At 59.1% G+C, this 23,741-nt stretch carries 21 protein-coding genes; 3 read left to right on the top strand and 18 right to left on the bottom strand.

Annotated features, from left to right (window positions below):
- Positions 1–14 precede the first annotated feature (14 nt).
- The 5 genes from pdhA to OK142_RS01980 all read right to left on the bottom strand — a co-directional run bounded on the left by pdhA (position 15) and on the right by OK142_RS01980 (position 5,021).
- Positions 15–1,058 (bottom strand): pyruvate dehydrogenase (acetyl-transferring) E1 component subunit alpha, encoded by a 1,044-nt coding sequence (gene pdhA, locus OK142_RS01960; RefSeq protein ID WP_003496181.1) that lies wholly within the window; start codon positions 1,056–1,058, stop codon positions 15–17.
- 153 nt (positions 1,059–1,211) lie between these two features.
- On the bottom strand, positions 1,212–1,529 hold the full coding sequence (locus tag OK142_RS01965) for an FtsB family cell division protein (protein ID WP_004441601.1): 318 nt from the start codon (positions 1,527–1,529) through the stop codon (positions 1,212–1,214).
- A 343-nt stretch (positions 1,530–1,872) separates the two neighbouring features.
- Positions 1,873–3,147 (bottom strand): phosphopyruvate hydratase, encoded by a 1,275-nt coding sequence (gene eno, locus OK142_RS01970; RefSeq protein WP_313611260.1) that lies wholly within the window; start codon positions 3,145–3,147, stop codon positions 1,873–1,875.
- Between the two features lie 147 nt (positions 3,148–3,294).
- Complete coding sequence (gene kdsA / locus OK142_RS01975) at positions 3,295–4,140, bottom strand: 3-deoxy-8-phosphooctulonate synthase (protein WP_498681708.1); 846 nt, start codon at positions 4,138–4,140, stop codon at positions 3,295–3,297.
- Positions 4,140–5,021, bottom strand: coding sequence for a VOC family protein (locus OK142_RS01980; RefSeq protein ID WP_498680848.1), 882 nt, complete (start codon positions 5,019–5,021; stop codon positions 4,140–4,142). Before OK142_RS01980 ends, kdsA begins: the two co-directional genes overlap by 1 nt.
- A 210-nt stretch (positions 5,022–5,231) precedes the next feature.
- Here OK142_RS01980 and lexA point away from each other — a divergent pair, with 210 nt between their 5' ends.
- Positions 5,232–5,954, top strand: a complete 723-nt coding sequence (gene lexA, locus OK142_RS01985) for a transcriptional repressor LexA (RefSeq protein ID WP_082184195.1) — start codon at positions 5,232–5,234, stop codon at positions 5,952–5,954.
- A 441-nt stretch (positions 5,955–6,395) separates the two neighbouring features.
- Positions 6,396–7,073: a glutathione S-transferase family protein gene (locus tag OK142_RS01990; protein ID WP_498680849.1), complete on the top strand. Its 678-nt coding sequence runs from the start codon at positions 6,396–6,398 to the stop codon at positions 7,071–7,073.
- A 17-nt stretch (positions 7,074–7,090) separates the two neighbouring features.
- On the opposite strand, the gene OK142_RS01995 is transcribed toward OK142_RS01990, so the two are convergent.
- Positions 7,091–9,571 (bottom strand): ComEC/Rec2 family competence protein, encoded by a 2,481-nt coding sequence (locus tag OK142_RS01995; RefSeq protein ID WP_498680850.1) that lies wholly within the window; start codon positions 9,569–9,571, stop codon positions 7,091–7,093.
- A 261-nt stretch (positions 9,572–9,832) separates the two neighbouring features.
- On the opposite strand from OK142_RS01995, the gene gltA reads away from it, so the two are divergent.
- A complete protein-coding gene (gene gltA / locus OK142_RS02000) occupies positions 9,833–11,122 on the top strand; it encodes a citrate synthase (protein ID WP_003496202.1) in 1,290 nt (429 codons plus the stop codon).
- A gap of 135 nt (positions 11,123–11,257) precedes the next feature.
- Here gltA and lpxB read toward each other — a convergent pair whose 3' ends face one another.
- The 12 genes from lpxB to tsf all read right to left on the bottom strand — a co-directional run bounded on the left by lpxB (position 11,258) and on the right by tsf (position 23,418).
- Positions 11,258–12,439 carry a lipid-A-disaccharide synthase gene (lpxB, locus tag OK142_RS02005; RefSeq protein WP_498680851.1) on the bottom strand — a complete coding sequence of 394 codons (1,182 nt, stop codon included), beginning with the start codon at positions 12,437–12,439 and terminating at the stop codon, positions 11,258–11,260.
- Positions 12,436–13,317, bottom strand: a complete 882-nt coding sequence (locus tag OK142_RS02010) for an LpxI family protein (RefSeq protein ID WP_498680852.1) — start codon at positions 13,315–13,317, stop codon at positions 12,436–12,438. Before OK142_RS02010 ends, lpxB begins: the two co-directional genes overlap by 4 nt.
- A gap of 3 nt (positions 13,318–13,320) precedes the next feature.
- A complete protein-coding gene (gene lpxA, locus OK142_RS02015) occupies positions 13,321–14,136 on the bottom strand; it encodes an acyl-ACP--UDP-N-acetylglucosamine O-acyltransferase (RefSeq protein ID WP_003496208.1) in 816 nt (271 codons plus the stop codon).
- Entirely contained in the window at positions 14,133–14,600 is a 468-nt protein-coding gene (gene fabZ / locus OK142_RS02020; RefSeq protein ID WP_080600365.1) for a 3-hydroxyacyl-ACP dehydratase FabZ, read from the bottom strand. Before fabZ ends, lpxA begins: the two co-directional genes overlap by 4 nt.
- A complete protein-coding gene (gene lpxD, locus OK142_RS02025) occupies positions 14,593–15,660 on the bottom strand; it encodes a UDP-3-O-(3-hydroxymyristoyl)glucosamine N-acyltransferase (protein WP_498680853.1) in 1,068 nt (355 codons plus the stop codon). The genes fabZ and lpxD overlap by 8 nt, the downstream gene beginning before the upstream one ends.
- 49 nt (positions 15,661–15,709) lie before the next feature.
- Positions 15,710–18,034: an outer membrane protein assembly factor BamA gene (gene bamA, locus OK142_RS02030; RefSeq protein WP_035242544.1), complete on the bottom strand. Its 2,325-nt coding sequence runs from the start codon at positions 18,032–18,034 to the stop codon at positions 15,710–15,712.
- A 199-nt stretch (positions 18,035–18,233) separates the two neighbouring features.
- On the bottom strand, positions 18,234–19,355 hold the full coding sequence (rseP, locus tag OK142_RS02035) for an RIP metalloprotease RseP (protein WP_003496218.1): 1,122 nt from the start codon (positions 19,353–19,355) through the stop codon (positions 18,234–18,236).
- Positions 19,356–19,404: 49 nt separating this feature from the next.
- A complete protein-coding gene (locus tag OK142_RS02040; protein WP_082184191.1) occupies positions 19,405–20,238 on the bottom strand; it encodes a phosphatidate cytidylyltransferase in 834 nt (277 codons plus the stop codon).
- A complete protein-coding gene (locus OK142_RS02045; RefSeq protein ID WP_313610966.1) occupies positions 20,238–20,981 on the bottom strand; it encodes an isoprenyl transferase in 744 nt (247 codons plus the stop codon). Before OK142_RS02045 ends, OK142_RS02040 begins: the two co-directional genes overlap by 1 nt.
- A 65-nt stretch (positions 20,982–21,046) precedes the next feature.
- Positions 21,047–21,604, bottom strand: a complete 558-nt coding sequence (gene frr / locus OK142_RS02050; protein WP_003496224.1) for a ribosome recycling factor — start codon at positions 21,602–21,604, stop codon at positions 21,047–21,049.
- 67 nt (positions 21,605–21,671) lie between these two features.
- Entirely contained in the window at positions 21,672–22,394 is a 723-nt protein-coding gene (pyrH, locus tag OK142_RS02055) for a UMP kinase (protein ID WP_003502561.1), read from the bottom strand.
- A gap of 97 nt (positions 22,395–22,491) precedes the next feature.
- Positions 22,492–23,418 (bottom strand): translation elongation factor Ts, encoded by a 927-nt coding sequence (gene tsf / locus OK142_RS02060; protein WP_035217511.1) that lies wholly within the window; start codon positions 23,416–23,418, stop codon positions 22,492–22,494.
- Positions 23,419–23,741 lie beyond the last annotated feature (323 nt).

A 23,741-nucleotide genomic window follows, 5' to 3' on the forward strand; every position in this document is an offset into this window, starting at 1 on the left:
TTTCCCTTTCCCGATCAGAGCAGAATGTCGGTGTAGAGTTCGGATACATCCGGCTCTGGGTCGTTCTGGGCGAAGTCTGCGCTGTCGGCGACGATATCACGGACATCCTTGTCGATGGCCTTGAGTTCGTCTTCGCTTGCCCAGCCCTGCTCCAGAAGCCGTGCCTTGACCTGCTCGATCGGGTCATGTTCGGAGCGCATCTTCTGCACTTCGTCTTTCGAACGGTATTTCGCCGGGTCGGACATGGAGTGACCACGGTAACGGTAGGTCAGCATTTCCAGAATGATCGGACCCTTGCCGGAACGGCAATGTTCCAGCGCCTGATCGGCGGCGGCCTTGACGGCGCGCACGTCCATGCCATCCACCTGGATGCCGGGAATGCCGAAGGACTGGCCGCGCAGCGAATAGTTCGACTGGGCGGTGGCGCGGGCGGTCGACGTGCCCATGGCGTAGCGGTTGTTTTCAACGATATAGATGATCGGCAACTTCCAGAGAGCGGCCATGTTGAAGCTCTCGTAGACCTGACCCTGGTTGGCGGCGCCGTCACCGAAATAGGTCACGGAGACATTGTCGTTACCGCGATAGCGGTTGGCGAAAGCGAGACCGGTTCCGAGAGAAACCTGCGCACCGACGATGCCGTGGCCGCCGTAGAAATGCTTCTCCTTGGAGAACATGTGCATCGAGCCGCCCTTGCCTTTCGACAGGCCGCCCTTGCGGCCGGTCAACTCGGCCATGACGCCACGCGCGCTCATGCCCAGAGCAAGCATGTGGCCGTGGTCGCGGTAAGCGGTGATGACCTGATCGCCTTCCTTCTGCGACATCTGCATGCCGACAACGACAGCTTCCTGACCGATGTAGAGGTGACAGAAACCACCGATGAAGCCCATGCCATAGAGCTGGCCGGCCTTTTCCTCGAAACGGCGGATCAAAAGCATTTCACGGTAGGCGTGAAGCTCTTCTTCCTTCGAAAAGTCCGGGCTGTTCTTACCGGTGAATTCGGTTGAAGCCTTTGCCGTTGTCTTTCGGCCGGATACGGACGCGGTTTTTCGCGGCGCCATTCATCCCTCCCTGAGTTGCCGTTTGAATGGATAGAGTGGCGCGTACCATATGCAAGAAAATGCCATGCAGCAATGCTTTAAACGCATGGCACATATTCACGCTAAGATGCTGTGAATAAATCACAAAAGATTAATTAACTTGATTTCGGTTAATTAGAAATAGGTGTTCATGATGACGATTTCGTCCGTGCGGGACATATTCAACTGGTAACGGGAAATCTCATCGATCATGTCCCGTTCCAGCGAGCCGTCGCTCAGCAATTCCACCTGCCGCTCCAGCGCAACACGGGCCTGGGTCAGCTTGGCAAGCTCCGCGGTACGGGTGATACGCTGCCGCTCCAGCCGCTCCGTCGCCTGAAGGCCGAAGTCGCCATGGATGGAATGATAGCCGAAATATGAAAGAAAAGCGATCGTGATGGCCGGAACGATCAAACGGCCGAATCGTCTCTTTTTATGATGTCTGGTCCACATGCCGGAGAGAAGCCTTAAAACGCATAACCTTTGAGTCTCGAGATTAAGGCTGATTGTTTAACTATCCGTTGACCTTAAATTGTCTTTGGCTAATAGGCGCAAAAAAGCCCGCCGGAGGGCGGGCTAAGAATGGCAGCGACGTCAAAAGAACCCTCGTCATGCCGGACTTGATCCGGCATCCAGCCACAGCGCGTCTGCGCTGTGGGGAGAGTCTTTCGCGATCAAGGACTTGATCGCGCTGGACCCCGGATCGGGTCCGGGGTGACGGAATGCGGATGCTACCGCTCGCCCCTGAATGAGCCCGCCAAGGCGGCGGGCCGCATCACAACCAATATTGCCGGAATTAACCGCGCAGGATCGAACGGCCGGCGTAAGCGGCCTGCGGGCCCAGCATTTCCTCGATGCGGATCAGCTGGTTGTACTTTGCGAGCCGGTCAGAACGGGCAAGCGAGCCAGTCTTGATCTGACCGCAGTTGGTGGCGACTGCGAGATCGGCGATGGTGGAATCTTCCGTCTCGCCGGAGCGGTGCGACATGACCGCGGTATAGCCGGCCTTGTGCGCCGTTTCGACCGCATCCAGCGTCTCGGAAAGCGAACCGATCTGGTTGACCTTGACGAGGATGGAGTTGGCCACACCCATCTTGATGCCGTCGCGAAGGCGTGCGGAATTGGTGACGAAGAGATCGTCGCCGACGAGCTGGCACTTGTTGCCAACGAGATCGGTCAGCGTCTTCCAGCCTTCCCAGTCGTCTTCAGCCATGCCGTCTTCGATGGAAATGATCGGATATTTGGCAACGAGTTCAGCCAGATATTCAGCCATTGCGCCTGGCTCGAGCGTGCGGCCTTCGCCTTCAAGAACGTATTTTCCGTCCTTGAAGAATTCGGTCGATGCACAGTCGAGACCGACGAACATGTCATCGCCCGGGCGGTAACCGGCCTTTTCGATCGACTTCATGATGAAATCGAGCGCGGCGGGCGCGCTTTCGAGACCCGGTGCGAAACCGCCCTCGTCGCCGACATTGGTGTTATGGCCCTGCGCGGCCAGTTCTTTCTTCAGCGTATGGAAGACTTCCGAACCCATGCGCACGGCTTCGCGGATGTTTTCTGCGCCGACCGGCAGGATCATGAATTCCTGGAAGTCGATCGGGTTGTCGGCATGCGCGCCGCCATTGATGATGTTCATCATCGGAACCGGCAGCAGATGTGCGTTGGGGCCGCCGACATAACGGTAAAGCGGCAGGCCGGAGGCTTCAGCGGCAGCCTTGGCAACGGCGAGCGAAACGCCGAGGATGGCGTTGGCGCCGATGCGCGACTTGTTCGGCGTGCCGTCGAGCGCGATCATTGTCTGGTCGATCTGGATCTGGTTTTCGGCATCGAAACCGCCGATGGCGTCGAAGATTTCGGTATTGACGGCTTCAACCGCCTTTTCCACGCCCTTGCCGAGATAACGCTTGCCGCCATCACGCAGCTCAACCGCTTCATGCGCGCCGGTGGAGGCGCCGGACGGAACGGCGGCGCGGCCCATGGAGCCGTCTTCGAGATAAACGTCGACTTCAACGGTCGGATTGCCGCGGCTGTCGAGGATTTCGCGCGCGATGATATCGGTAATGGCAGTCATGGTCTCTCCCTTGGGAATGGAACAGATATTTTCCGTCGCCTGTCTTAGACGATGGCGAAGAAATTACAATGACGGCGGACGGCGGAAACGGCCCGCCCGCCATTAAAATCGATTGGCGCGAACGGCGCCCGCCGCAGCGGCCAGCCCTCAGGCTTTGGTAATGGCGTCGAAAGCCAGAAGCTTTTCGAGGAGTTTCGGCATGTCCTTCAGGTGGACCATGTTGGGGCCGTCGGACGGCGCATTGTCCGGGTCCTCATGGGTCTCGATGAAGAGGCCGGCCACGCCCACCGCAACGGCCGCCCGCGCCAAAGTCTCGACGAATTCGCGCTGGCCGCCCGTGGAGCCACCCTGCCCGCCCGGCTGCTGCACCGAATGGGTCGCGTCAAACACGACCGGCGCGCCAAGCGATGCCATGATGGGCAGGGAGCGCATGTCGGAAACCAGCGTGTTGTATCCGAAGGAAGCGCCGCGCTCGCACAGGAGCACATTCGGATTGCCGCTCTCATTGAGCTTGGCAAGCACGTTCTTCATGTCCCAGGGCGCCAGGAACTGGCCCTTCTTGACGTTGATGACACGGCCCGTCTTGGCGGCGGCGACGAGAAGATCGGTCTGGCGGCTGAGAAAGGCCGGGATCTGCAGCACGTCCACCACTTCGGACACGATGGCGCATTGCTCTTCGGTGTGAATGTCGGTCAGAACCGGAAAGCCGAATTCCTTCTTGAGATCGGCGAAAACCTGCATCGCGCTCTCAAGGCCGATGCCGCGTTTGCCGGAAAGCGAGGTGCGGTTCGCCTTGTCGAAAGAGGATTTGTAGACAAGCCCTATTCCCAGCTTGTCGCAAAGCTCCTTCAGGACACCGGCGATCATGAAGGCATGTTCCCGGCTTTCCATCTGGCAGGGGCCGGCAATCAGCGAAAACCGCTCAGAATTGGAGAAGAAAACCTTGCTGGCGCCATCGCCGGCGGTGACTTTGAGATTGTTCGTAACGCTCATCATTTTTCCTCGAAGGCGAATGTTACGCCCTGACCGGGTGCCGCGGGCACCACCAGGCGGCCGCCCGCTTTTGCGCAGGACACGCCATTAGCAGCAAGCACCGCTTCTGTCACGGCAAGATCGTGTGACAGAAAGACGATGCCCGCGCCGCACAATCCGCCGTCGCTCCAATCCGAAGCACTCATGGCATGCCCGCCGAAAACCGGTTTTCCGGTCAATCTGATGCGCGCATTGCCGGTCACGAAAACCATATCACCATCCGGAGATATCGTGCCTTCACAGCCAAACACCGTTTCGATCAGGCGCGCCGCCTTTGCATCGCCGCCGGAAAACAGGACTATTTCGCTGAGGCCAGAGACCCCGTTGGCATGACGCTCCAGCGCAGTGCGGTCGCCCGGCAGGGCCTGTAGCCGCTGGCAACTGAACAAAAAGAAATCCTCAGCCGATCCGCTCGCCGCAAAAGCAAGCCGAAACGCCGCCTCACCCTGCGAACCGTCCGGCATCCGGAGAGGCCGCGAAAACTCGAAGACATCGCCTGCCGAGAGGCCGGAGATCGCAAACCTGTCATGATCGCCAAAGGCATCATCGGTTCGGGCCACGAGCGCCGAAAAACCCTCCTGTCTATCACGCTGCCGGAAGGCCTGATCCCTGCCGGTGAACACATCCCCCTTCTCCACGGAGGCATTATATTTAGCCGAATTAGCAATCGCGAGCGGTTCCAGATAGGTTCCGTCAGCGAAAAAAACACAGGCGTTCTGCGTGCCGAAGGGATGAAGAGCCTCCGGTGCAACCGTGAAACCGAGAGCGCCAAGGCGCTTTTCAGCGATTCCGAGAGCCTGCACGGGCAGAACGAGATGATCGACGCTTGCGGGTTTCGTCATTATTTTTTCCTGCTGGCGGCGTGGCCAGTCCCAGGCCGCAACGGTTCGGACCGAAGAAAAGCACAAATGCGGGCAATGAGGCAAATCATCAAAACAACAGATAGCTGCTTCACGAAATTTTAGGGGATTGCAGAACACATATGGAACATATAGTGTTCGTTCTGTATTTGTTTCGCGACTTCCACTACGATTCTCAAGGGTGTTTTCCTCATGCTCACGCGCAAACAGCAGGAATTGCTTCTCTTCATTCATGAACGAATGAAAGAGTCCGGCGTGCCGCCCTCCTTCGATGAAATGAAGGACGCACTCGATCTTGCCTCGAAATCCGGCATCCACAGGCTGATCACCGCCCTCGAAGAGCGCGGATTTATTCGCCGGCTACCTAATAGAGCGAGGGCGCTGGAAGTCATCAAGCTGCCGGAGGCCTATACGCCCGGGGCAAGGCCGCAGCGCGGCTTTTCGCCAAGCGTCATCGAAGGCAGTCTCGGCAAACCGAAGGCGCCGGAACCCGCCCCTGCCCCCAAGGCGCCTGCCAATGATTTCGGCGGGGCTGTCACCGTGCCGGTCATGGGCCGCATCGCCGCCGGCGTGCCGATTTCCGCCATCCAGAACAACACCCATGATGTTGCCGTTCCGGTGGACATGCTGGGCACCGGCGAACATTACGCGCTTGAGGTCAAGGGCGATTCGATGATCGAGGCCGGCATTTTCGACGGCGATACCGTCATCATCCGCAACGGCAACACCGCCAATCCGGGCGATATCGTCGTGGCGCTGGTGGATGACGAGGAAGCAACGCTGAAGCGCTTCCGCCGCAAGGGCGCATCCATCGCGCTGGAGGCAGCAAACCCAGCCTATGAAACCCGCATCTTCGGACCGGACCGGGTTAAGATTCAGGGCAAGCTGGTTGGGCTGATCCGCCGCTATCATTGATCATAAGGGACCGGACATGGTTCAGTTTTCAGCAGGCGTCATCGGAAGGTGACGTCTGTTGCATAAGTGTGAAGGCTGGTCCGGAGCAGGCCATGATTTTGCGGTAGAAAGCGATACTCTGCGACCTTCAGGATCGACGCCTTTTAGAAACTGATCCAATTTTCATACCGATATTTCCGTCTATATAGCGAAGCGATGCATGCGCAATTGACCGCGATCAGCGCCGGAACTTCTGCCAACGTTTTTATAAGATTGAATTTTCGCCATCGCGTCGCGTGATGAATTTCCGCCGTCTCCAAGTGGTGATATTGACGGGGTACTGCCGTCCATGCTCGCGCCCTGCCATTCATCAATACGGCTTATGGGAGCCATGGATTATTTTCGATATTCCGTGGACGTCCGGCAGGTATAGAAATGCGCGTCATATCCGGGAGATACGCCATGTACGATCTTTATGTAGCCAACAAGAACTATTCTTCCTGGTCGTTGCGGCCGTGGGTGTTGATGCGCACGCTTGGTATCGCCTTCGATGAAAAACTGGTTCCGTTCGGTGAAGGCGTGTCCTTTTCCTCGTTTTCACCAACCGGCAAAGTGCCCTGCCTCGTCGACGAAGGCTTCACGGTATGGGAAACGCTTTCGATTGCGGAATATCTTGCCGAAAGACATCAGGGCGTCTGGGCAAGCGACAAGCAGGCAAGAGGCTGGTCACGCTCGGCGGCCAGTGAGATGCATGCGGGCTTCTCCTCGCTGCGTAATCTCTATCCCATGTCGGTCGGCATAAGGGTAAAGCCGAAAGGTGGCGATGCCGGACTTGCGGCCGATATCAAACGCATCGATGCGCTCTGGAGCGAAGGTTTTGCGAAATTTGGCGGACCATATCTTGCCGGCGCGAAATTCACGGCGGTCGACGCCTTCTTCTGCCCGGTCGCATTCCGGTTCCAGACCTACGGGGCGGATCTTTCGCCCGCGGCGAAGAGCTATTACGAAAGGCTGCTCGCCCTGCCCGCCATGCGTGAGTGGTATGAGGCCGGTTTGAAGGAGACCTGGCGCGACACGGCGCATGAAGAGGAAATCGGCGGGATCGGCCAATTGACCGAGGATCTGCGCGCCAAGGCCTGATGAACCAAGCTGGCGGCTCATTCTGACGTCGCCAGCAGCCTGTTGACGGCGTCCGGCACCTCGTGATCAAAACGGCCGCTTTTCCAGTCGTAATAACGATGTTCGCTCCACGGCCTGTCCGTTCCGGAGATTGCGGCACGCAGCCGTCCCACCACGCCTGCCTGGTCCATATTGGCAAAGTCTATTTCCACCGAGCCGATACGTCGCAGTATGTTACGATTGAGCAGGAACGCGCCGGAGCGGCACTGTGAGAAAGAGGTTCTGCGGGAAACAACAATGATATCGGCGATATCGCAGGCCGTCCCGGCAAAGCGGCCGTCTTCCAGAACGATGATCCACTCGCCGCTGCCGGCGCGCGCTGCGCACCATACGCCTTTCCTGCAGGTAAAAACACCAGTCTCGGCATCTCTCAGTGCAGCGGTCATCTCCCTTGTCACCGCCGCGATCTCTTTAGGCGTCAGCTTCGTTTTGGGGCCCGAGACGGCATTGCTCACGGTTGCCTCCGCCGCCAGAAGCACCGGTGGCACGGGTTTTTCCGGCAGCAACAGCGCTCTCTGCCACTGGCCATAAACAAAGTCCGGTGGCCGCGCTTTGGTTGTGAAGACCTTGCCATCCTCCACCATCGCCACCAGCTCGCCGTCCTCGTGCACCAGCAGATCCGGCGGATCGCGGGAGGCTGTTGCCGCCGACAGGCCGAAAGCGAAAAGCAGAACCGGGATACCGAGAAGGGCCAACCGGCTGCGCAACAAAGTCAGCAACAGGAAACCCAGCGAGGCAATACCGATGAACCAGCCATGCGGGCGGCCCGTCGCCGCGCTGCCGCCCCACGACGCCACCTCATTGGCAACCTCGATGACGAGAGCCATGCCATACCCCATTATCTTCAGGAACGGCGCATCGAGCCCGAAGGGCATCAGTAGCATGGCGAGAAGGCCGAATGGCATGACGATCAATGACATGAGCGGCATGGCGGCCAGATTGGCGAAAAGTCCATAGGTGGTGACACGGTGAAAATGTTCGGCCGAATAGATCGCCGTCGAAAGGCCACCGATCAGAGACGTCGTGACAACACCGCCGATGACCGCGCCCACCGTTCCCGTTACCGCCATCCATGCCGGTTTGCGCCCGATGAACAGACGGTCGCGATCAATGCGCCAGCGGCTCCAGAAGGCATAGGCGGAAACAAGCGCAATGGTGGCCGCAAATGACATCTGGAAGCTCGGCCCCATGATTTCCGATGGCGAAAAGATAAGAATGACCAGAGCGGAAAGAGCAACATTTCTGAGGCTGAGTGACGGTTGGTCGAACAGAACCGCGATCAGCATCACCGACATCATCAGCCAGGCGCGTTCGGCCGAGACGGCAAAGCCGGAAATGAGATAATAGGCGAGCGTCATCAGCAATGCTGCGAAGGCCGCGATCTTCTTGACGGGCCAGCGCTGTGCAAAGGCCGGAAACAGGCTGAAAGCCAGTCTCAGGCCAACGAAGAAAATGCCAGACGCCAGCGCCATGTTAAGCCCCGATATCGCAACGATATGGGCAAGGCCGGAGAGCCGCAGCGCCTCCATCGTCTCCGCCGATATTGCCTGTCTCTCATCGGTGACGATGGAGGCGGCGAAGGCGCCGGCATCATCGCCGATGGTTAAGCGTATGCGCTCGGCAATCGCGCTGCGAAGTCCGTAAAGCCACATATCGGCCCGTTCGAGCCAGCCAGTTTCGGCCTTGACGTCACCCGCGAGTGGCGGAAGCGTTTGCGGCGGTTTGTAGAAGAAACCGGTCGCCCCTACTCCTTTGAAATAGGAGGCGAAGGCGAAGTCGTTCAGTCCCGGCAAGGCCGGGCCGGATGGCGGCGAAAGGCGCACCTTGCCGCGAATGGTGGCGCCAAGTGCCGCCGGTTGCCCGCCGCCGCGTGAAAGCACCGAAATCGTCTGTGGCGGACGTGACAATGTCGGCGCTTCCGTCGCCGTCAGCCGAACCACATATCGCCGGTAGCCGCGCGCATCGACCTCCCGGCGCGCAACCGTACCGGTGATGGTGGTGGTGACGGGCGTGTCCAGCACCACCGTTCCCGCCCGCCGGGTCTCAAAATCGGCCAGAAGCATGCCGAGCAAAACAAAAGTGCAAAGACTGCAGGCCACCGACATGAAGCCGGTAGTATATCTGACGATGAGCGCCAGACCTGCGACAAGCACAAAAGCGAGAGCCAGAACCAGCGACGACGGCGCGGCATCAAGAGAAAACCACAGGACCGCGCCACAACCGATAAAGACGGGAATGAAAAGAAAATCGTGGCCGAAAGCGCGCTCTTCAGCCACCCATGCGGCTATTTTTTCCGTGAGGGTATGTTTGAGATTTCGGGCAGGAACGATGGCGGGCGTATCGTATGTCGTGGCATCGCTTGTCCGGCGAAGAGGAAACAGAATATCGCGCGTGCCGGGCAAGCTGCCCTGCAACGTTTCGGCATATCCGAAATGCTGTTTTTCCCCTTGACCAAGCAATCTGCGCCGCCCCTTGCCGCACTGGAAACAGGTTTGCAGGCAGGCGCGAGGGATTGCAATCCTTTCCTTTAACGGTGCGTTGACCGAGATTGAATTGCTATCGCCGGGAAAGCCCGGAGCAACCCGATTGCGTTTGCCGCAATGCACAATTTGACCTTCGGATAGCTTGGCATCTGCGCAAGGATCATATAGCTAATCGGTAGACGCTTAACCGCGGGGCGTGTCTCAACGCCCCCACCCGCATGTTTTCGGAGGATCAGTATGACGGAAAAAAGCGCTACAGTGACACTTGGCGAAAAACAGGTCGAACTCCCGGTCAGGGAAGGCACGATTGGACCAAGCGTCGTCGATATCGCCACGCTGTACAAGCACACGGGCTCTTTCACTTATGACCCGGGTTTCACGTCGACGGCCTCCTGCGAATCCAAGATCACCTATATCGATGGTGACGAGGGCGTTCTGCTGCATCGTGGCTTCCCCATCGAGCAGCTCGCCGAACAGGGCGACTTCCTGGAAACCTGCTATCTGCTGCTTTACGGCGAATTGCCGACGGCTGCACAGAAGAAGGACTTCGACACCCGCGTTACACGCCACACCATGGTGCATGAGCAGATGAGCCGCTTCTTCACCGGATACCGTCGCGACGCGCATCCGATGGCCGTCATGTGCGGCACGGTCGGTGCTCTCTCGGCCTTCTATCACGACTCGACCGACATTACCGATCCGCACCAGCGCATGGTCGCCTCCCTGCGCATGATCGCGAAAATGCCGACGATCGCCGCCATGGCCTACAAGTACCATATCGGCCAGCCCTTCGTTTACCCGAAGAACGATCTCGATTACGCCTCCAACTTCCTGCACATGTGCTTTGCCGTGCCTTGCGAAGAGTACAAGGTCGATCCGGTTCTGGCCCGCGCCATGGACCGCATCTTCATCCTGCATGCCGATCACGAGCAGAATGCGTCCACCTCCACGGTGCGTCTTGCAGGTTCGTCGGGTGCGAACCCCTTCGCCTGTATTGCAGCGGGCATCGCCTGCCTTTGGGGTCCCGCACATGGCGGCGCCAACGAAGCGGCGCTCAACATGCTCAACGAAATCGGCACGGTTGATCGTATTCCCGAATACATCGCCCGCGCCAAGGACAAGAACGATCCGTTCCGCCTGATGGGCTTTGGCCACCGCGTCTACAAGAACTACGACCCGCGCGCCAAGATCATGCAGAAGACGATGTACGAAGTGCTGGAAGCCACCGGCAACTCCGACGATCCGATCATGCAGGTCGCGCTGGAACTGGAAAAGATCGCCCTTTCCGATCCTTATTTCGTCGAAAAGAAGCTTTACCCGAACGTCGACTTCTATTCGGGTATCACGCTGAAGGCGCTCGGCTTCCCCACGACCATGTTCACCGTGCTGTTTGCACTTGCACGCACCGTCGGCTGGATCGCGCAGTGGAACGAAATGATCGAAGACCCGCAGCAGCGCATCGGTCGTCCGCGTCAGCTCTACACGGGCGCCGGCAAGCGCGATTACGTTCCGGTTTCCAAGCGTTAAGCCGGGAAATAGTCCAATATCAAAAGGCCGGCGGGTTTTATCCGCCGGCCTTTTTTATTGGATACGACCATCGAGAAGAAGCAGCACCCTGTCCGGCCCGACGTCCAGTAAGAGCCAGACAAGATCGCTGCCGGCTCAGCCTCGCTGTTTGCGGCTGTTCAGAACATCGAGAAGGATAAGGGCGCCGGTTTCGCCCGGGGGCACATCGGTGCGCAGGCGCTCCTGTACCAGGGCATAACCTTCCAGCATCGCCCAACGCTCGGTGGTGTCGGATGAGAGCCGCTCGGCCCAGCGCAGCATCGACCCTGCCCGTACCACCTCATTGAAATATTCCGGCACGACGACATAATCGGCGATCAGGTTCGGAAGCGCGCCCGTCCAGGTTTTCACCCGCTTGCTCAGCATCGTGAAAATCCAGTCGGTCTTGTAAACCGAGATGGTTGGCACGCCGGCGAGCGCGAGTTCGAGAATAACGGTGCCAGAGGCCGCAATCGCCGCGTCGGCAGCAGCGAAAGCATTCCATTTAAAAGCGGGATCAATGCCGATTTCTGGCCTGATTTCCTGCGGCCATGCCGCCGCCAATTCGCGGATGCGGGCCTCCTGCCGCGGCACGGTGGGCAACAGAAACCTCGTCGGGCCGTTGCGCTCGACATAGGCTTTTGCAGCCTCCTGAAACGGCTCCATCAGCCGCGTCGTTTCGGTGGAGCGTGACCCCGGCAGGAGAAGAATGGTTTTCGGTTCGCCATTGGCGGGAAGCGGCCGCTCCACCCGTCTCTGCCGCACGGAGAGCACATCGTGATCCACGCTCAGGCGATGGCCGACAAAGGTTGTCGGCGGGCCGCCGAGACGCCGCATCGCCTCCGGCTCGAAGGGTAGCAGGGCGAGAACGTGATCGACATAGGACAACATCGCGGTGGCGCGATATTCCTTCCACGCCCACACGCTCGGGCAGACATAATTGACGACCGGCAGATGCGGCAATTGTTTGCGGACTTTTTTCGCGACGCGATGGGTGAAATCCGGGCTGTCGATAATCAGCAGGACATCCGGCCTTGCGGCAATGATTGCCTGCGCAGTCTGGTTGATCCGCGAAATGAGCTTCGGCAGTTTTTTGAGGACCTGCGTAAACCCCATGATGGAAAGCTCGGAATAATCAAACAGCGAGACCAGACCTTGCGCTTCCAGCGTCTCGCCGCCGACGCCAATCAGCTCGATGGATCCATCATACCGGGCTTTCAGGGAACGGATCAGATCCGCGCCCAGAAGGTCGCCGGAGACCTCGCCGGCTATGACCGCCACTTTCAACGTTGCCGTCATCCCGCCATGTCTCCGCCTACCATGTCTTCACCCAGTGACGTATCGATACCGCAGACGAATATGCCCGCCTGATCGGCGGCTTTCAACATCTCTTCGCGGTCGAGCACCAGCGCCCGTCCAGCTTCGACAGCGATGCCCGCCAGCCCGGCTTTCTGCGCATTCTCCACCGTTTCGATACCGATGGTCGGCAGGTCGGCGCGGATATCCTGCTGTGGCTTGCAGAGCTTGACCAGCACGCCCCTGCGGCGGGGCGAGATGCGGCCCTCGGCGCGCAGCGCTGCGACACGCGCCAGCATAGCGTCGGTTCCCTCAACGCCTTCCAGCGCCACGATGCGGCCACCGACGGAGACAGCACCCTGCCCGACATCAAGCGTGCCAAGCGCAAGCGCCGCCTGAGCCGCCTTGCGTATGTCGCGCAGATCATCTTCGGCCGGTTTCTGCGCACCGAAAGCACCTATCGTGGCAAGCAGGCCGGGGGCGATCTCATGGGCGCCGATGACCTTTGCGCCGAGCGTGCCGATAACCTTGATGACCATCTGCAGAACAGCGTCATCTCCGCCCGAAAGCAGGGTCCGCACGATGGATGGCAATTTCAGCACGATGCCAACCGTGGGGCGAATTTCACGCCATTCCGGACGCCGCGCAACGGCGCCGGAAAGCACGACGCGGTCTACCTGGTTGTCACGCAGCAGACGACCAAGCCCGGCGACATCGCCGACACTGATCACGGCATTGTCGAAACCCGTCCAGTCGAAGCGGGAATCATCGCGCAACCGCACAATGAAGGGGTTTTCGCCCATCTCGCGCGCGGCAGCTGCCACATAGAGCGGCAGCTGGCCGCTGCCGGCCACGATGGCGAGACGCCCGCCGCCTGCCACGGCTCACTTGCCCCGGTTTGGCGAGGAGAGCGCGCGGTCGCTATCCGCACCGATGAAGTCGAGGATTTCGATGACCTGGGGGCAGTCCAGATATTCCGCGCGGTCGATCGCGGCCGCATTGGCGCGGATCGCGCCTTCGCCTTCGAATATCTGCTTGAAGACGCGCCTGACCTTGTGGATATCCGCACGGTCTATACCGGCGCGTGTCATGCCGACGACGTTGAGGCCACCGAGAATGCCGGGATTGCCGTTCAACATGCCATAGGGAATGACGTCGTAATTGACTGCCGACAGCCCGCCGATGAAGGCCTGACGACCGATGCGGGTGAACTGGTGCACGGCGCAGCCGCCGCCCAGAATGGCGCGGTCCTCGATGGTCACATGTCCCGCCAGCATCACATTGTTGGACAGGATGATATGGCTGCCGAGACGGCAATCATGCGCTACATGCGAATTGGCGAGGAATAGATTGTCGTCGCCGACAATCGTCTTGCCGCTGCCATCGGAGCTGCCGGCATTCATCGTCACGCCTTCGCGCATGATGCAGCGTTCACCGATCTCAAGCGTCGTTTCCGAGCCGTCGTGACGTACCGCCTGCGGCGTGCCGCCGATAACCGCCATTGGATGGATGACCGAACCACGGCCGATGACGGTCAGACCGGAGACGACGGCATGATTGTGCAGCTTGACGTCGTCGTGCAGCGTGACTTTCGCGCCGACATAGCTCAGGGCGCCGATGACGACATTTTCACCGATAACCGCGCCGTCTTCGACAACGGCGGTCGGGTGAATTCTGGCCGAAGCCGCGATCGTGCTCATTGCTGGTCCTCGGGGATCATCATCGCGCCGACATCGGCTTCCGCCACCAGCACGCCGTCCACCTTTGCCTCGCAATGGAATTTGAAGACATTGCCGCGCTGGCGCTGCTTGACCACGTGGATTTCCAGACGATCGCCGGGAACGACGGGTCTGCGGAAGCGCGCATTGTCGATGGTCATGAAATAGACGAGATAACCACCCTCACCCTGGCTGCGGGCGCAGATCGCACCTGCGGTCTGGGCCATGGCTTCAACGATCAGAACACCCGGCATGATCGGGCGGTCCGGGAAATGACCGGTGAAATGCGGCTCGTTGACCGTCACATTCTTGATGCCAATCGCCGAATTATTACCATCGATCTCGATGATCTTGTCGATGAGCAGGAACGGGTAACGATGCGGCAAAAGCTTCATGACTTCCAGAATGTCAGCCGCGCCGAGCGTCGTCTTAGTTTCTTCAGTCATCTTTTTTTTCTCCTGTTTTTTTATCACGCCCTTCAGCGCGTGCCAGAATTTCGGCCATGTCGCGCAGGAAATATTTCATCGGACGTGCAGGCGTTCCGCCGTAGCGCGCGCCTGCCGGTACGTCCGCGACCACACCGCTCATCGCCGCGATCTGCACGCCGTCGCCGATGTTGATATGGCCATTGATGCCCGCCGCACCGCCGATCATCACACCGTCGCCGATACGGGTGCTACCCGCGATACCGACTTTGCTGACGATGCCGCAATGGCGGCCGATACGCACGTTGTGGCCGATCTGGACCTGGTTATCGATCTTCGTACCTTCGCCGATGACAGTGTCATCCATGGTGCCGCGGTCGATGGTGGTATTGGCGCCGATCTCGACATTGTCCTGAATGATGACACGGCCAATCTGGACGATCTTCAGCATGCCGCGCGGACCGGGCGCGTAACCGAAGCCATCCTGGCCGATGCGGGCGCCGTTGTGGATGATCACATTGTTGCCGATGAGAGAAGCAAGGATGCTCGCGCCGCCGGCAATGGTGCAATCGCGGCCCACCTGTACATCCGGCCCGATAATGACACCCGGGCCGATCCGCGTGCCCGCACCGATATGGGCGCCGGCGCCGATTATAGCGAGCGGCTCGACGATCACGCCCGCTTCCAGCTTCGCGGAAGGATCGACATGCGCGGCACTGGAGATTTCACCTTCCATTGGCGCAATCGTCGCGGGGCGCATGGCGGCTGGATGCAGCAAGGCACCGATCTGTGCAAAGAGCGTGTGGGGGTTTTTCGATATCAGCGCCGGCATGTGGGACGGAACCATATCCTTTAGCGCGGCGTCACAAATGACGGCGCCAGCCTCGCAGGTCTGCAGTTCATCGCGATTCTTGCGGGTGAGAATATAGCAGAGCTGGTCGGACTTTGCCCGGTAGACCGGGGAAACGGATCTTATGATCCGCTCTCCTGCCGTGTCGTCAGACAGTTCCGCCCCAAAACGGTCTGCGATATCTTTCAATCGCAGTCCATCGTGGGGCGGAAAAAAGGCATTGTATTCCATTAGCCGGAAACTCCAGAACGTTCAAAGTTGCAGTTCTGGACTGCCGATATCAGAAAGTGTTGGACATGCCAAACCGGAAACGCTGTTCCTCGTCGTAGTCTTCCTTGGCGATCGGAACGGCATAGTCGACGCGGATCGGGCCGAAGGGCGACGCCCACATCACACCGATACCGGCGGATGCGCGGATGGAGTTGTCGTCCTTAACACCTGCGCTGTTTGCAACCTTGTTGCCGTACAGCGTACCGGCATCGACGAAGCCAGCGAGACGCAGGCCGAAATCTTCCGGAACACCAGGCATCGGGGCCGTAACTTCTGCGGAAGCCGCGAAGTAGGTCGTGCCGCCGATGGAGTCGTTGCCAATGCGCGGACCGATACCATCGTTCTTGAAGCCGCGAACCTGACGGCCGCCAAACTTGAACTGATCGAATACCAGCAGATTGTCGCCCGTCGGAACAACGTGACCCGCCTGACCGGTGAGCGAGCCGATGACATCGTACTCGTCCGACAGCGTGTAGTAGAAGCGCGCCTTGGCGTAGATCTTGTAGTATTCCGAATCGCCGCCGAGACCTGCAAATTCGTTCGTCAGGGCAGCCTGCCAGCCTTCGCGCGGCATGTTGCGGTCATCGAGCGTATTGTAGTTCAGCGTGTTCGAGATGATGGACTGCGTCCAGTCACCGCCACGGATCAGAGCCTTATAGGGTTCGGCAAGATTGCTGCCGGTTTCCCAATCGCCCTCACCATCGTAGTTGAGCTGCTTGTAGGTGTATTTGAACGTCGTCGAGAGGTTCTCGGTGATCGGCGCGGTTACGCGCAGCGCGAAGCCCTGCTCATCGTAATCGTAATAGTCTTCGCTGCGGCTCTGGCTCTTGAACAGATCGAAGCCTGCAGCCAGACGGTAGCCGAGGAAATACGGCTCGGTGAAGGACAGCGTGTAACTGCGTGCATCATCTTCACCCGCACCGGCGGCAAGACGGATGTACTGGCCGCGACCGAGGAAATTCTTCTCTTCGATGGATGCTTCAAGCAGCACGCCGTCGTTCTGCGAGTAACCTGCACCGATACCGAACGAACCCGTGGACTGGTCTTCAACATCGACAACGATGACGACACGGTCAGGCGCGCTGCCGCCGGCGGTCGAGATATTGACCTTGGAGAAGTAACCGAGCGCTTCAAGACGACGCTTTGCCGCCGTGATGACCGTCTGGTTGAAAGCATCGCCTTCGGAAATATCGAACTCGCGGCGAATGACGTAGTCGCGCGTGCGGGTGTTGCCGCGGATTTCGATACGCTCGACATAGGCGCGCTCGCCCTGATCGACAATGTAGGTCACACCGATGGTGTTGCCGGACATGTCGCGGTCGCCGCGCGGCGTTACGCGGGCAAAGGGATAACCTTCGCCGGCAACGCGCTTGGAAATCGCTTCCATGGTCTGCTGAACTTCCTTGGCGCTGTAGCTTGCGCCCTGGCGGGTTTCAACGAGACCCTGCAATTCGGAACCATCAACGCCCGGCACGGTCGATTCGACGGCGACATTGCCGAAATCGTAACGCTGGCCTTCATCGACGGTGATCGAGATGGTGTATTCGTTCTTGGACTCGTCCAGCACAGCCTCGGAAGACACGACCCGGAAGTCGGCATAACCGCGGTTGTAGTAGAACTGGCGCAGCGCCTCTTCGTCGGCGCGCAGCTTGTCCTCGTTATAAACGTCCTTACGCGTCAGGAACGACAGCATGTTAGACTTCTTGGTGTTGATGACGGCGGCAAGACGTCCGTCGCTGTAGGCATTGTTGCCAACGAAATCGATGCGGCCGATCTTGGTGCGCTCACCTTCGTTGATGACGAAAGCGATGTTCACGCGGCCCTGACCGACAGAAACGGTCTGGGTGGTGATTTCGACGTCGCTACGACCGATGGCACCGTAGGCTTCCTTGATGCGGGCAATATCCGCAGTCACGATAGCCTGGTTGAACGGACCGAGCGGCTGGGTCTGCACGATGCCGGCCAGCTTGTCGTCCTTGATCTTGCGGTTGCCGTTGAAGACCACCTGGTTGACCAGCTGGTTTTCGTTCACCGTCACGACCAGCGTGCTACCGGAAACGCGCATGGAGACATTCGAGAAGTAACCGGTGGCGTAAAGACGCTTCACCGATTCATCGATGTCCGAATTGGAAAAGTTCTTACCCGGCGCAATGGTGATGTTGGAACGCACGGAGTCCGCACCGGACCTCTCGGCCCCGCGAACATCGATCCTGCTGATGACAGCTGCATTTGCAACGCCAGCAGAGGCAAGCACGCCGAGGCCCGCAACCGAAGAAACACCAGCAGACAGCGCAACCGCCGACACAGCGTTCAAAAACCTTGAACCAGCCTTCATTTCAATTCTTACCTTTTTACGTTGTCCCTCAGCGGGCGGAACCCGACTCCGGCCATGTGCGTCGTTTTACCTGCTTTTCCCCTACAAGCAAGTCAGAACGTTAAATTCTGTTTACTTCGTGATCCAGAGTGGCTCATTCGCCACTTCGGCATAAAAACAGGGTAAACAAGTCCCTAACAAAACCGTTAAAACACTATCCTCAGCCGATCAAGCTGCTGATATCATTCCATGTTGCAAAAACCATAAGACCCAAAATCATCATCATGCCGATACGGAAAGCCACCTCCTGCGCACCGGCGCCGAGCGGCCTGCCGCGGATGGCCTCGATTGCATAAAACACCAGATGCCCGCCATCCAGAACCGGGACAGGCATCAGGTTCAGAAGACCAATCGACACGGAAAGAACGGCGGCCAGCTGGATAACGGCCGAAATGCCGAGTGTCGCCATCTGGCCCGACGCCTGCGCCACACGGACGGGACCGCCGAGCTGATCGGCGTTCATGCGCCCGGTGACGAGGTTGCCGATATAGTTGAAGGTGCCGGTGATGACGTGGCCCGTTTCGCGCACGCCCTCGAGCAACGCCTGCGACGGCGAATATTCGATATGGCGGAAATTGCCGCTGCTTTGGTCGGTGACGATACCGATAATACCCATTTCCAGCTTGTTGCCGAACTGGTCGGTGGTTTCCGTGCGAGTCGGTACCATCGGCAGCTTAAGCTCTTCGCCCGATCTTTCGACCGTCACGGTGATCGGCGTGCCCGGCCGGATACCGACATAACGGCGGACATCCTCGAAGGTTGTCATCTTTTCACCGTCGATCGCCATCAGACGGTCGCCGGGGTGTATGCCGGCTGCGGCGGCCGCGCTGTTTTCACGCACTTCGGCCACGACCGGATCGGCGATCATCCGGCCATAGACACCGAAGAGGACCGCGAAGATGAGGATGGCGAGAATGAAGTTGGCGATTGGGCCGGCAGCAACGGTCGCCGCCCTTTTCCACAGCTTGGCGCCGGAAAGCGTCTGCGCCCTCTCCTCCAGCGACATATGCGACAGGCCGGAACTATCCGGCTTGCTGGCCGCATCTTCGTCGCCGAAGAACTTCACGTAGCCGCCAAGCGGGATCGCGGAAATCTTCCATCTTGTGCCGTGCCGGTCGGTAAAGCCGATCAGCTCAGGGCCGAAACCGATGGAAAAGGCTGTGGAACGGATGCCGCTCCAGCGTCCGACGAGGTAGTGGCCCATCTCATGGACGAAAACGAGCAGGGAAAGCACCAGGATGAAGGGCACTATATAGCCGGTCAGAAAGCCGGTCGCCGCCATTACTGTGTTCATGACAATCTGCCCTTTATTTCATGACCTTTCGCGCCGCTTAGAATCCCGGCAAGAGACCACCACCCGAGCCGGGTACGTCGCCGGTTGCCGCTGCATGCACGAAAGCAATGAGGAATACCGTAAAGCAGGCGAAAACAAGACCGTCAACCCGGTCCATGAAGCCGCCGTGGCCGGGAATGAGATGGCTGGAATCCTTGACCTGGAACCGTCGTTTCACGAAGGATTCGAAGAGGTCGCCGATCTGGCTGAATACCGAAAGGATGAGAGCAAGCCCCAGCACGAGCAGGCTTATCCTGCCGTGATAGGCGAGCGACACGGCGCCTCCCCCGATCAATGCGGCCACTGCACCACCTATCGCGCCCGACCAGGTCTTGCCCGGCGAGATCGCCGGCGCAAGCTTCGGCCCGCCAATGGCGCGTCCGACGAAATAAGCAAGAATATCCGTCGACCAGACGACCGCAAAGATAAACAGGATGGAGACGAAACCGGTCAGTTCGTCGCCACGAATGGCCGCAAGCGATATGCCGCTCAGGCCCGCGTAAACGATGCCGCCCACCAGCCACCAGTTCCTGCCGCGCAGAACGGGAAACAAGGCTGCGGTCAGCGTAAAGCCCGAGAGCAGCGGCAGATCGAGCGAAGGCTCGCCGAAAATCGTATTGCCGGCGATGACAGCGACCGCAAACCAGCCCCAGGCATTGCCGGTGGAATTAGTTTCCGACAGGCGGGTGATCTTCGACCATTCATAATAGATGAGGATCGCCAGGAGACCGGCCACGATGCGGAACAGAATGCCGCCATACCAGGTCGCGGCCAATATGACCGCCGCCATGACAATTGCGGACACGATCCGCAGTCTGAGTTCACGGCTCATCAGGCGCCTGCCACGGCAACCTGCTCGGCGATCGCGCCAAAGCGGCGGTCACGCGATGCATATTGCTCGATTGCGGAGAAAAACAGCTGGCGGTCGAAGTCGGGCCAATATTCCGGAATGAACAGGAATTCGGAGTAGGCCGCCTGCCAAAGCAGGAAATTCGACAGACGCTCCTCACCGCTGGTGCGGATGATCAGATCAGGATCCGGTATTCCGGACGTGTCAAGTCGCGCCGAAATCATCTCGGGCGTGATCGATGCCACGTCCAGCCGGCCCTCGGCGACATCGCGGGCGATCGCCATCGTTGCGCGGGTAATCTCATCGCGGCTGCCATAATTGAAGGCGATCACCAGCGTCAGCTTGGTGTTGCCCGCGGTCATCTGTTCGGCTTCTTCAAGAAGGCTGCGTATATCGTTTTTCAGCCCCTGCCGGTCACCGATGATCCGGACACGGACGTTTTCGCGATGAAGTTCCGCAAGGTCGCGCCGGATGAACGCCTTTAAAAGGCCCATCAGGTCGCTGACCTCGGATTCCGGCCTGCGCCAGTTTTCCGACGAGAAGGCGAATAGCGTGAGATAGCGGATACCGCAATCGCCCGCCGCACGCACGGTCTCGCGCACGGCCTCCACCCCGCGGCGATGCCCCATCACGCGCGGAAGACCGCGCTGTTTTGCCCAGCGTCCATTGCCATCCATGATGATGGCGACGTGCTCGGGTATGGAGGAACGTGTCGTCGTCGGCATATCGATCCAGTAACAGGCAGTGCGGAATTAAAACGAATAAAATACAGGTCTATCGCAAAGCGATATCAGACCTGCATGATTTCCTTTTCCTTCTCGCCAAGCAAGCGGTCAATTTCCGAAATCGTGTCGTCGGTCATTTTCTGGACCTTTTCAGACTGGCCACGGCTTTCGTCCTGACCGATGTCACCGTCCTTTTCGGCTTTTTTCAGACCATCCATGCCGTCACGACGAACATGGCGAATCGCCACCTTGGACTTTTCGGCATAATCATGGGCCACTTTGACGAGCGATTTGCGGCGCTCTTCGTTGAGCTCGGGCAGCGGAATTCTGAGGTTCTGGCCGTCAACGATCGGGTTGAGGCCGAGATTGGATTCGCGGATCGCACGGTCGACGGCATTGACCATCGACTTGTCCCAGATATTGACGCCGAGCATGCGCGGCTCCGGAACGGTGATGTTTGCGACCTGGTTGAGCGGTACGCGCGAGCCATAGGCCTCGATGGTCACCGGATCGAGAATGTTGGCCGAAGCACGGCCGGTGCGCAGCGATGCGATATCGCTCTTGAACGCATTGATGGCGCCATCCATGCGGCGCTTGATATCGTTGAGGTCAATACCACTCATCTTGATACTCCATCTCTGTCGGCCGTTCCGGCCGGAATTCGCCCCGAGGGGCGGCATCTTTTCTTGATTACTTGTCGTGCACGATGGTCTTGCGGCCACCGCCGGTCAATATCTGCGCGAAACCGCCCTTCTCGTGGATCGAGAAAACGATGATCGGGATGTGGTTTTCGCGGGCGAGCGCAACAGCCGCGATATCCATGACCGCCAGACCCTTGCCAAGCACTTCGCTATGGGTGAGCTCGTCGAAGCGGGTGGCTGTCGGATCCTTCTTCGGATCGGCCGAATATATGCCATCCACCTGGGTGCCCTTGAAGATGGCTTCCGCGCCCATTTCCGCGGCGCGCAGCGCTGCGGCGGAATCGGTGGTGAAGAAGGGATTGCCCGTGCCGCCGGCAAAAATCACCACGCGGCCTTGCGCGAGATGATGAAGAGCTGCACGCTGCGAAAAGCTTTCACAGATTTCAGGCATGGCAATTGCGGAGAGAACGACGGTGTCGATGCTGAGCTTGCGCAGCGACGTTGCGAGCGCCAGCGCGTTGATGACGGTCGCCAGCATGCCCATATGGTCGCCGGTGACGCGGTCGCCGCCCTTGGATGCCACGGCGACGCCGCGGAAAATATTGCCGCCGCCGACGACGACGCCGACTTCAACGCCCATCGCCCTTGCTTCGGCGATGTCGGAGGCAATCCGGTCGGCCACCGCCACATCGATACCGAAACCCTGATCGCCCATGAGGGCTTCACCGGAAGCCTTGAGAAGAACACGTTTGTAGATCGGCTTGGAAGACATCATGACTCCTCGGAAATGTAACCGAAACGCGGATACACGAAGGGCACCGCGTTGTCACGCGATGCCCTCCCGTTTTCCCAAGATTGGGTAAATATAATCAGCCCTTGGCGACTGCGGCGACTTCTGCTGCGAAATCGCTTTCTTCCTTCTCGACGCCTTCGCCGAGCAGCAGGCGAACCATGCCCGTCACTTCGATCGCCGCACCGGCTTCCTTTTCGGCTTCCTTGATGGCAGCGCCGACGGTCAGGTCCGGGTTGATGACGAAAGCCTGCGACAGAAGGGCGACTTCTTCGAAGAACTTGCGCATGCGGCCATCAACCATCTTTTCGATGATGGCTTCCGGCTTGCCGGATTCGCGGGCCTGTTCGATGAAGACGTTACGCTCGCGCTCAGCAACGGCGGCGTCGACTTCTTCAGCGCGGATGGCGAGCGGGTTGGTCGCAGCAATGTGCATGGCAACCTGGCGGCCGATGGAGTTCAGGACAGCCTTGTCGCCAACCGACTTCAGGGCAACGAGAACGCCGAGCTTGCCGATGCCGTCGCCGGCAGCATTGTGGATGTAGGTCGCGACAACGCCGTGCTCGACTTCGAGCGCAGCCGAGCGGCGCAGCGTCATGTTTTCGCCGATGGTGGCGATGGCGTCCTTGATGCTGTCTGCAACGGACTTGCCGGTTGCCGGATAGGTGGCAGCGGAAACAGCGTCAACGGTGCCGTTGGTGGTGAGGGCAACCTGGGCGATACCGCGGATAAGGTCCTGGAACGCATCGTTACGGGCAACGAAGTCGGTTTCGGAGTTGAGTTCGACAACGACAGCCTTGTGACCCATGGTGGCAACGCCGACCAGACCTTCGGCAGCCGTGCGGCCGGACTTCTTGTCGGCCTTTGCGATGCCCTTGGCGCGCAGCCAGTCGATCGCCGCTTCCATGTCGCCATTGGTCTCAGCAAGAGCCTTCTTGCAGTCCATCATGCCTGCGCCTGACTTTTCGCGCAGTTCCTTCACCATTGCGGCTGTGATTTCGGTCATTGTTTGCCTCTTATCGGTTCGATCGGTCAGCCGGCGGAATTTGCCGTGCCGAAGTTCTGGGTGATGACTGTACCCGGCCGCACACCCTTTGAAACCGGAGAGGATTTCAGGAAAGGGGCATGCGCATTCCCAAGTGCTGCGGCGTCTCCATGCATCGAAATGATGGGTGCCGCCGAAGTGTGACAGCGTTATGAAGACTGCCTTCCGTTTCAACCACATCGGACGCCAACGCTTCTCTAAAAAACCTGGCGGAGCGGTATGAAACGAACAAGGCCGTCAACCCATTGAAGGTCTTTGACGGCCTTGTCATATCCTGGTCGAGG

Origin of the sequence: Agrobacterium sp. BT-220-3 (assembly GCF_025910175.1) — a bacterium.
Classification (GTDB): Bacteria; Pseudomonadota; Alphaproteobacteria; order Rhizobiales; family Rhizobiaceae; genus Agrobacterium; species Agrobacterium oryzihabitans.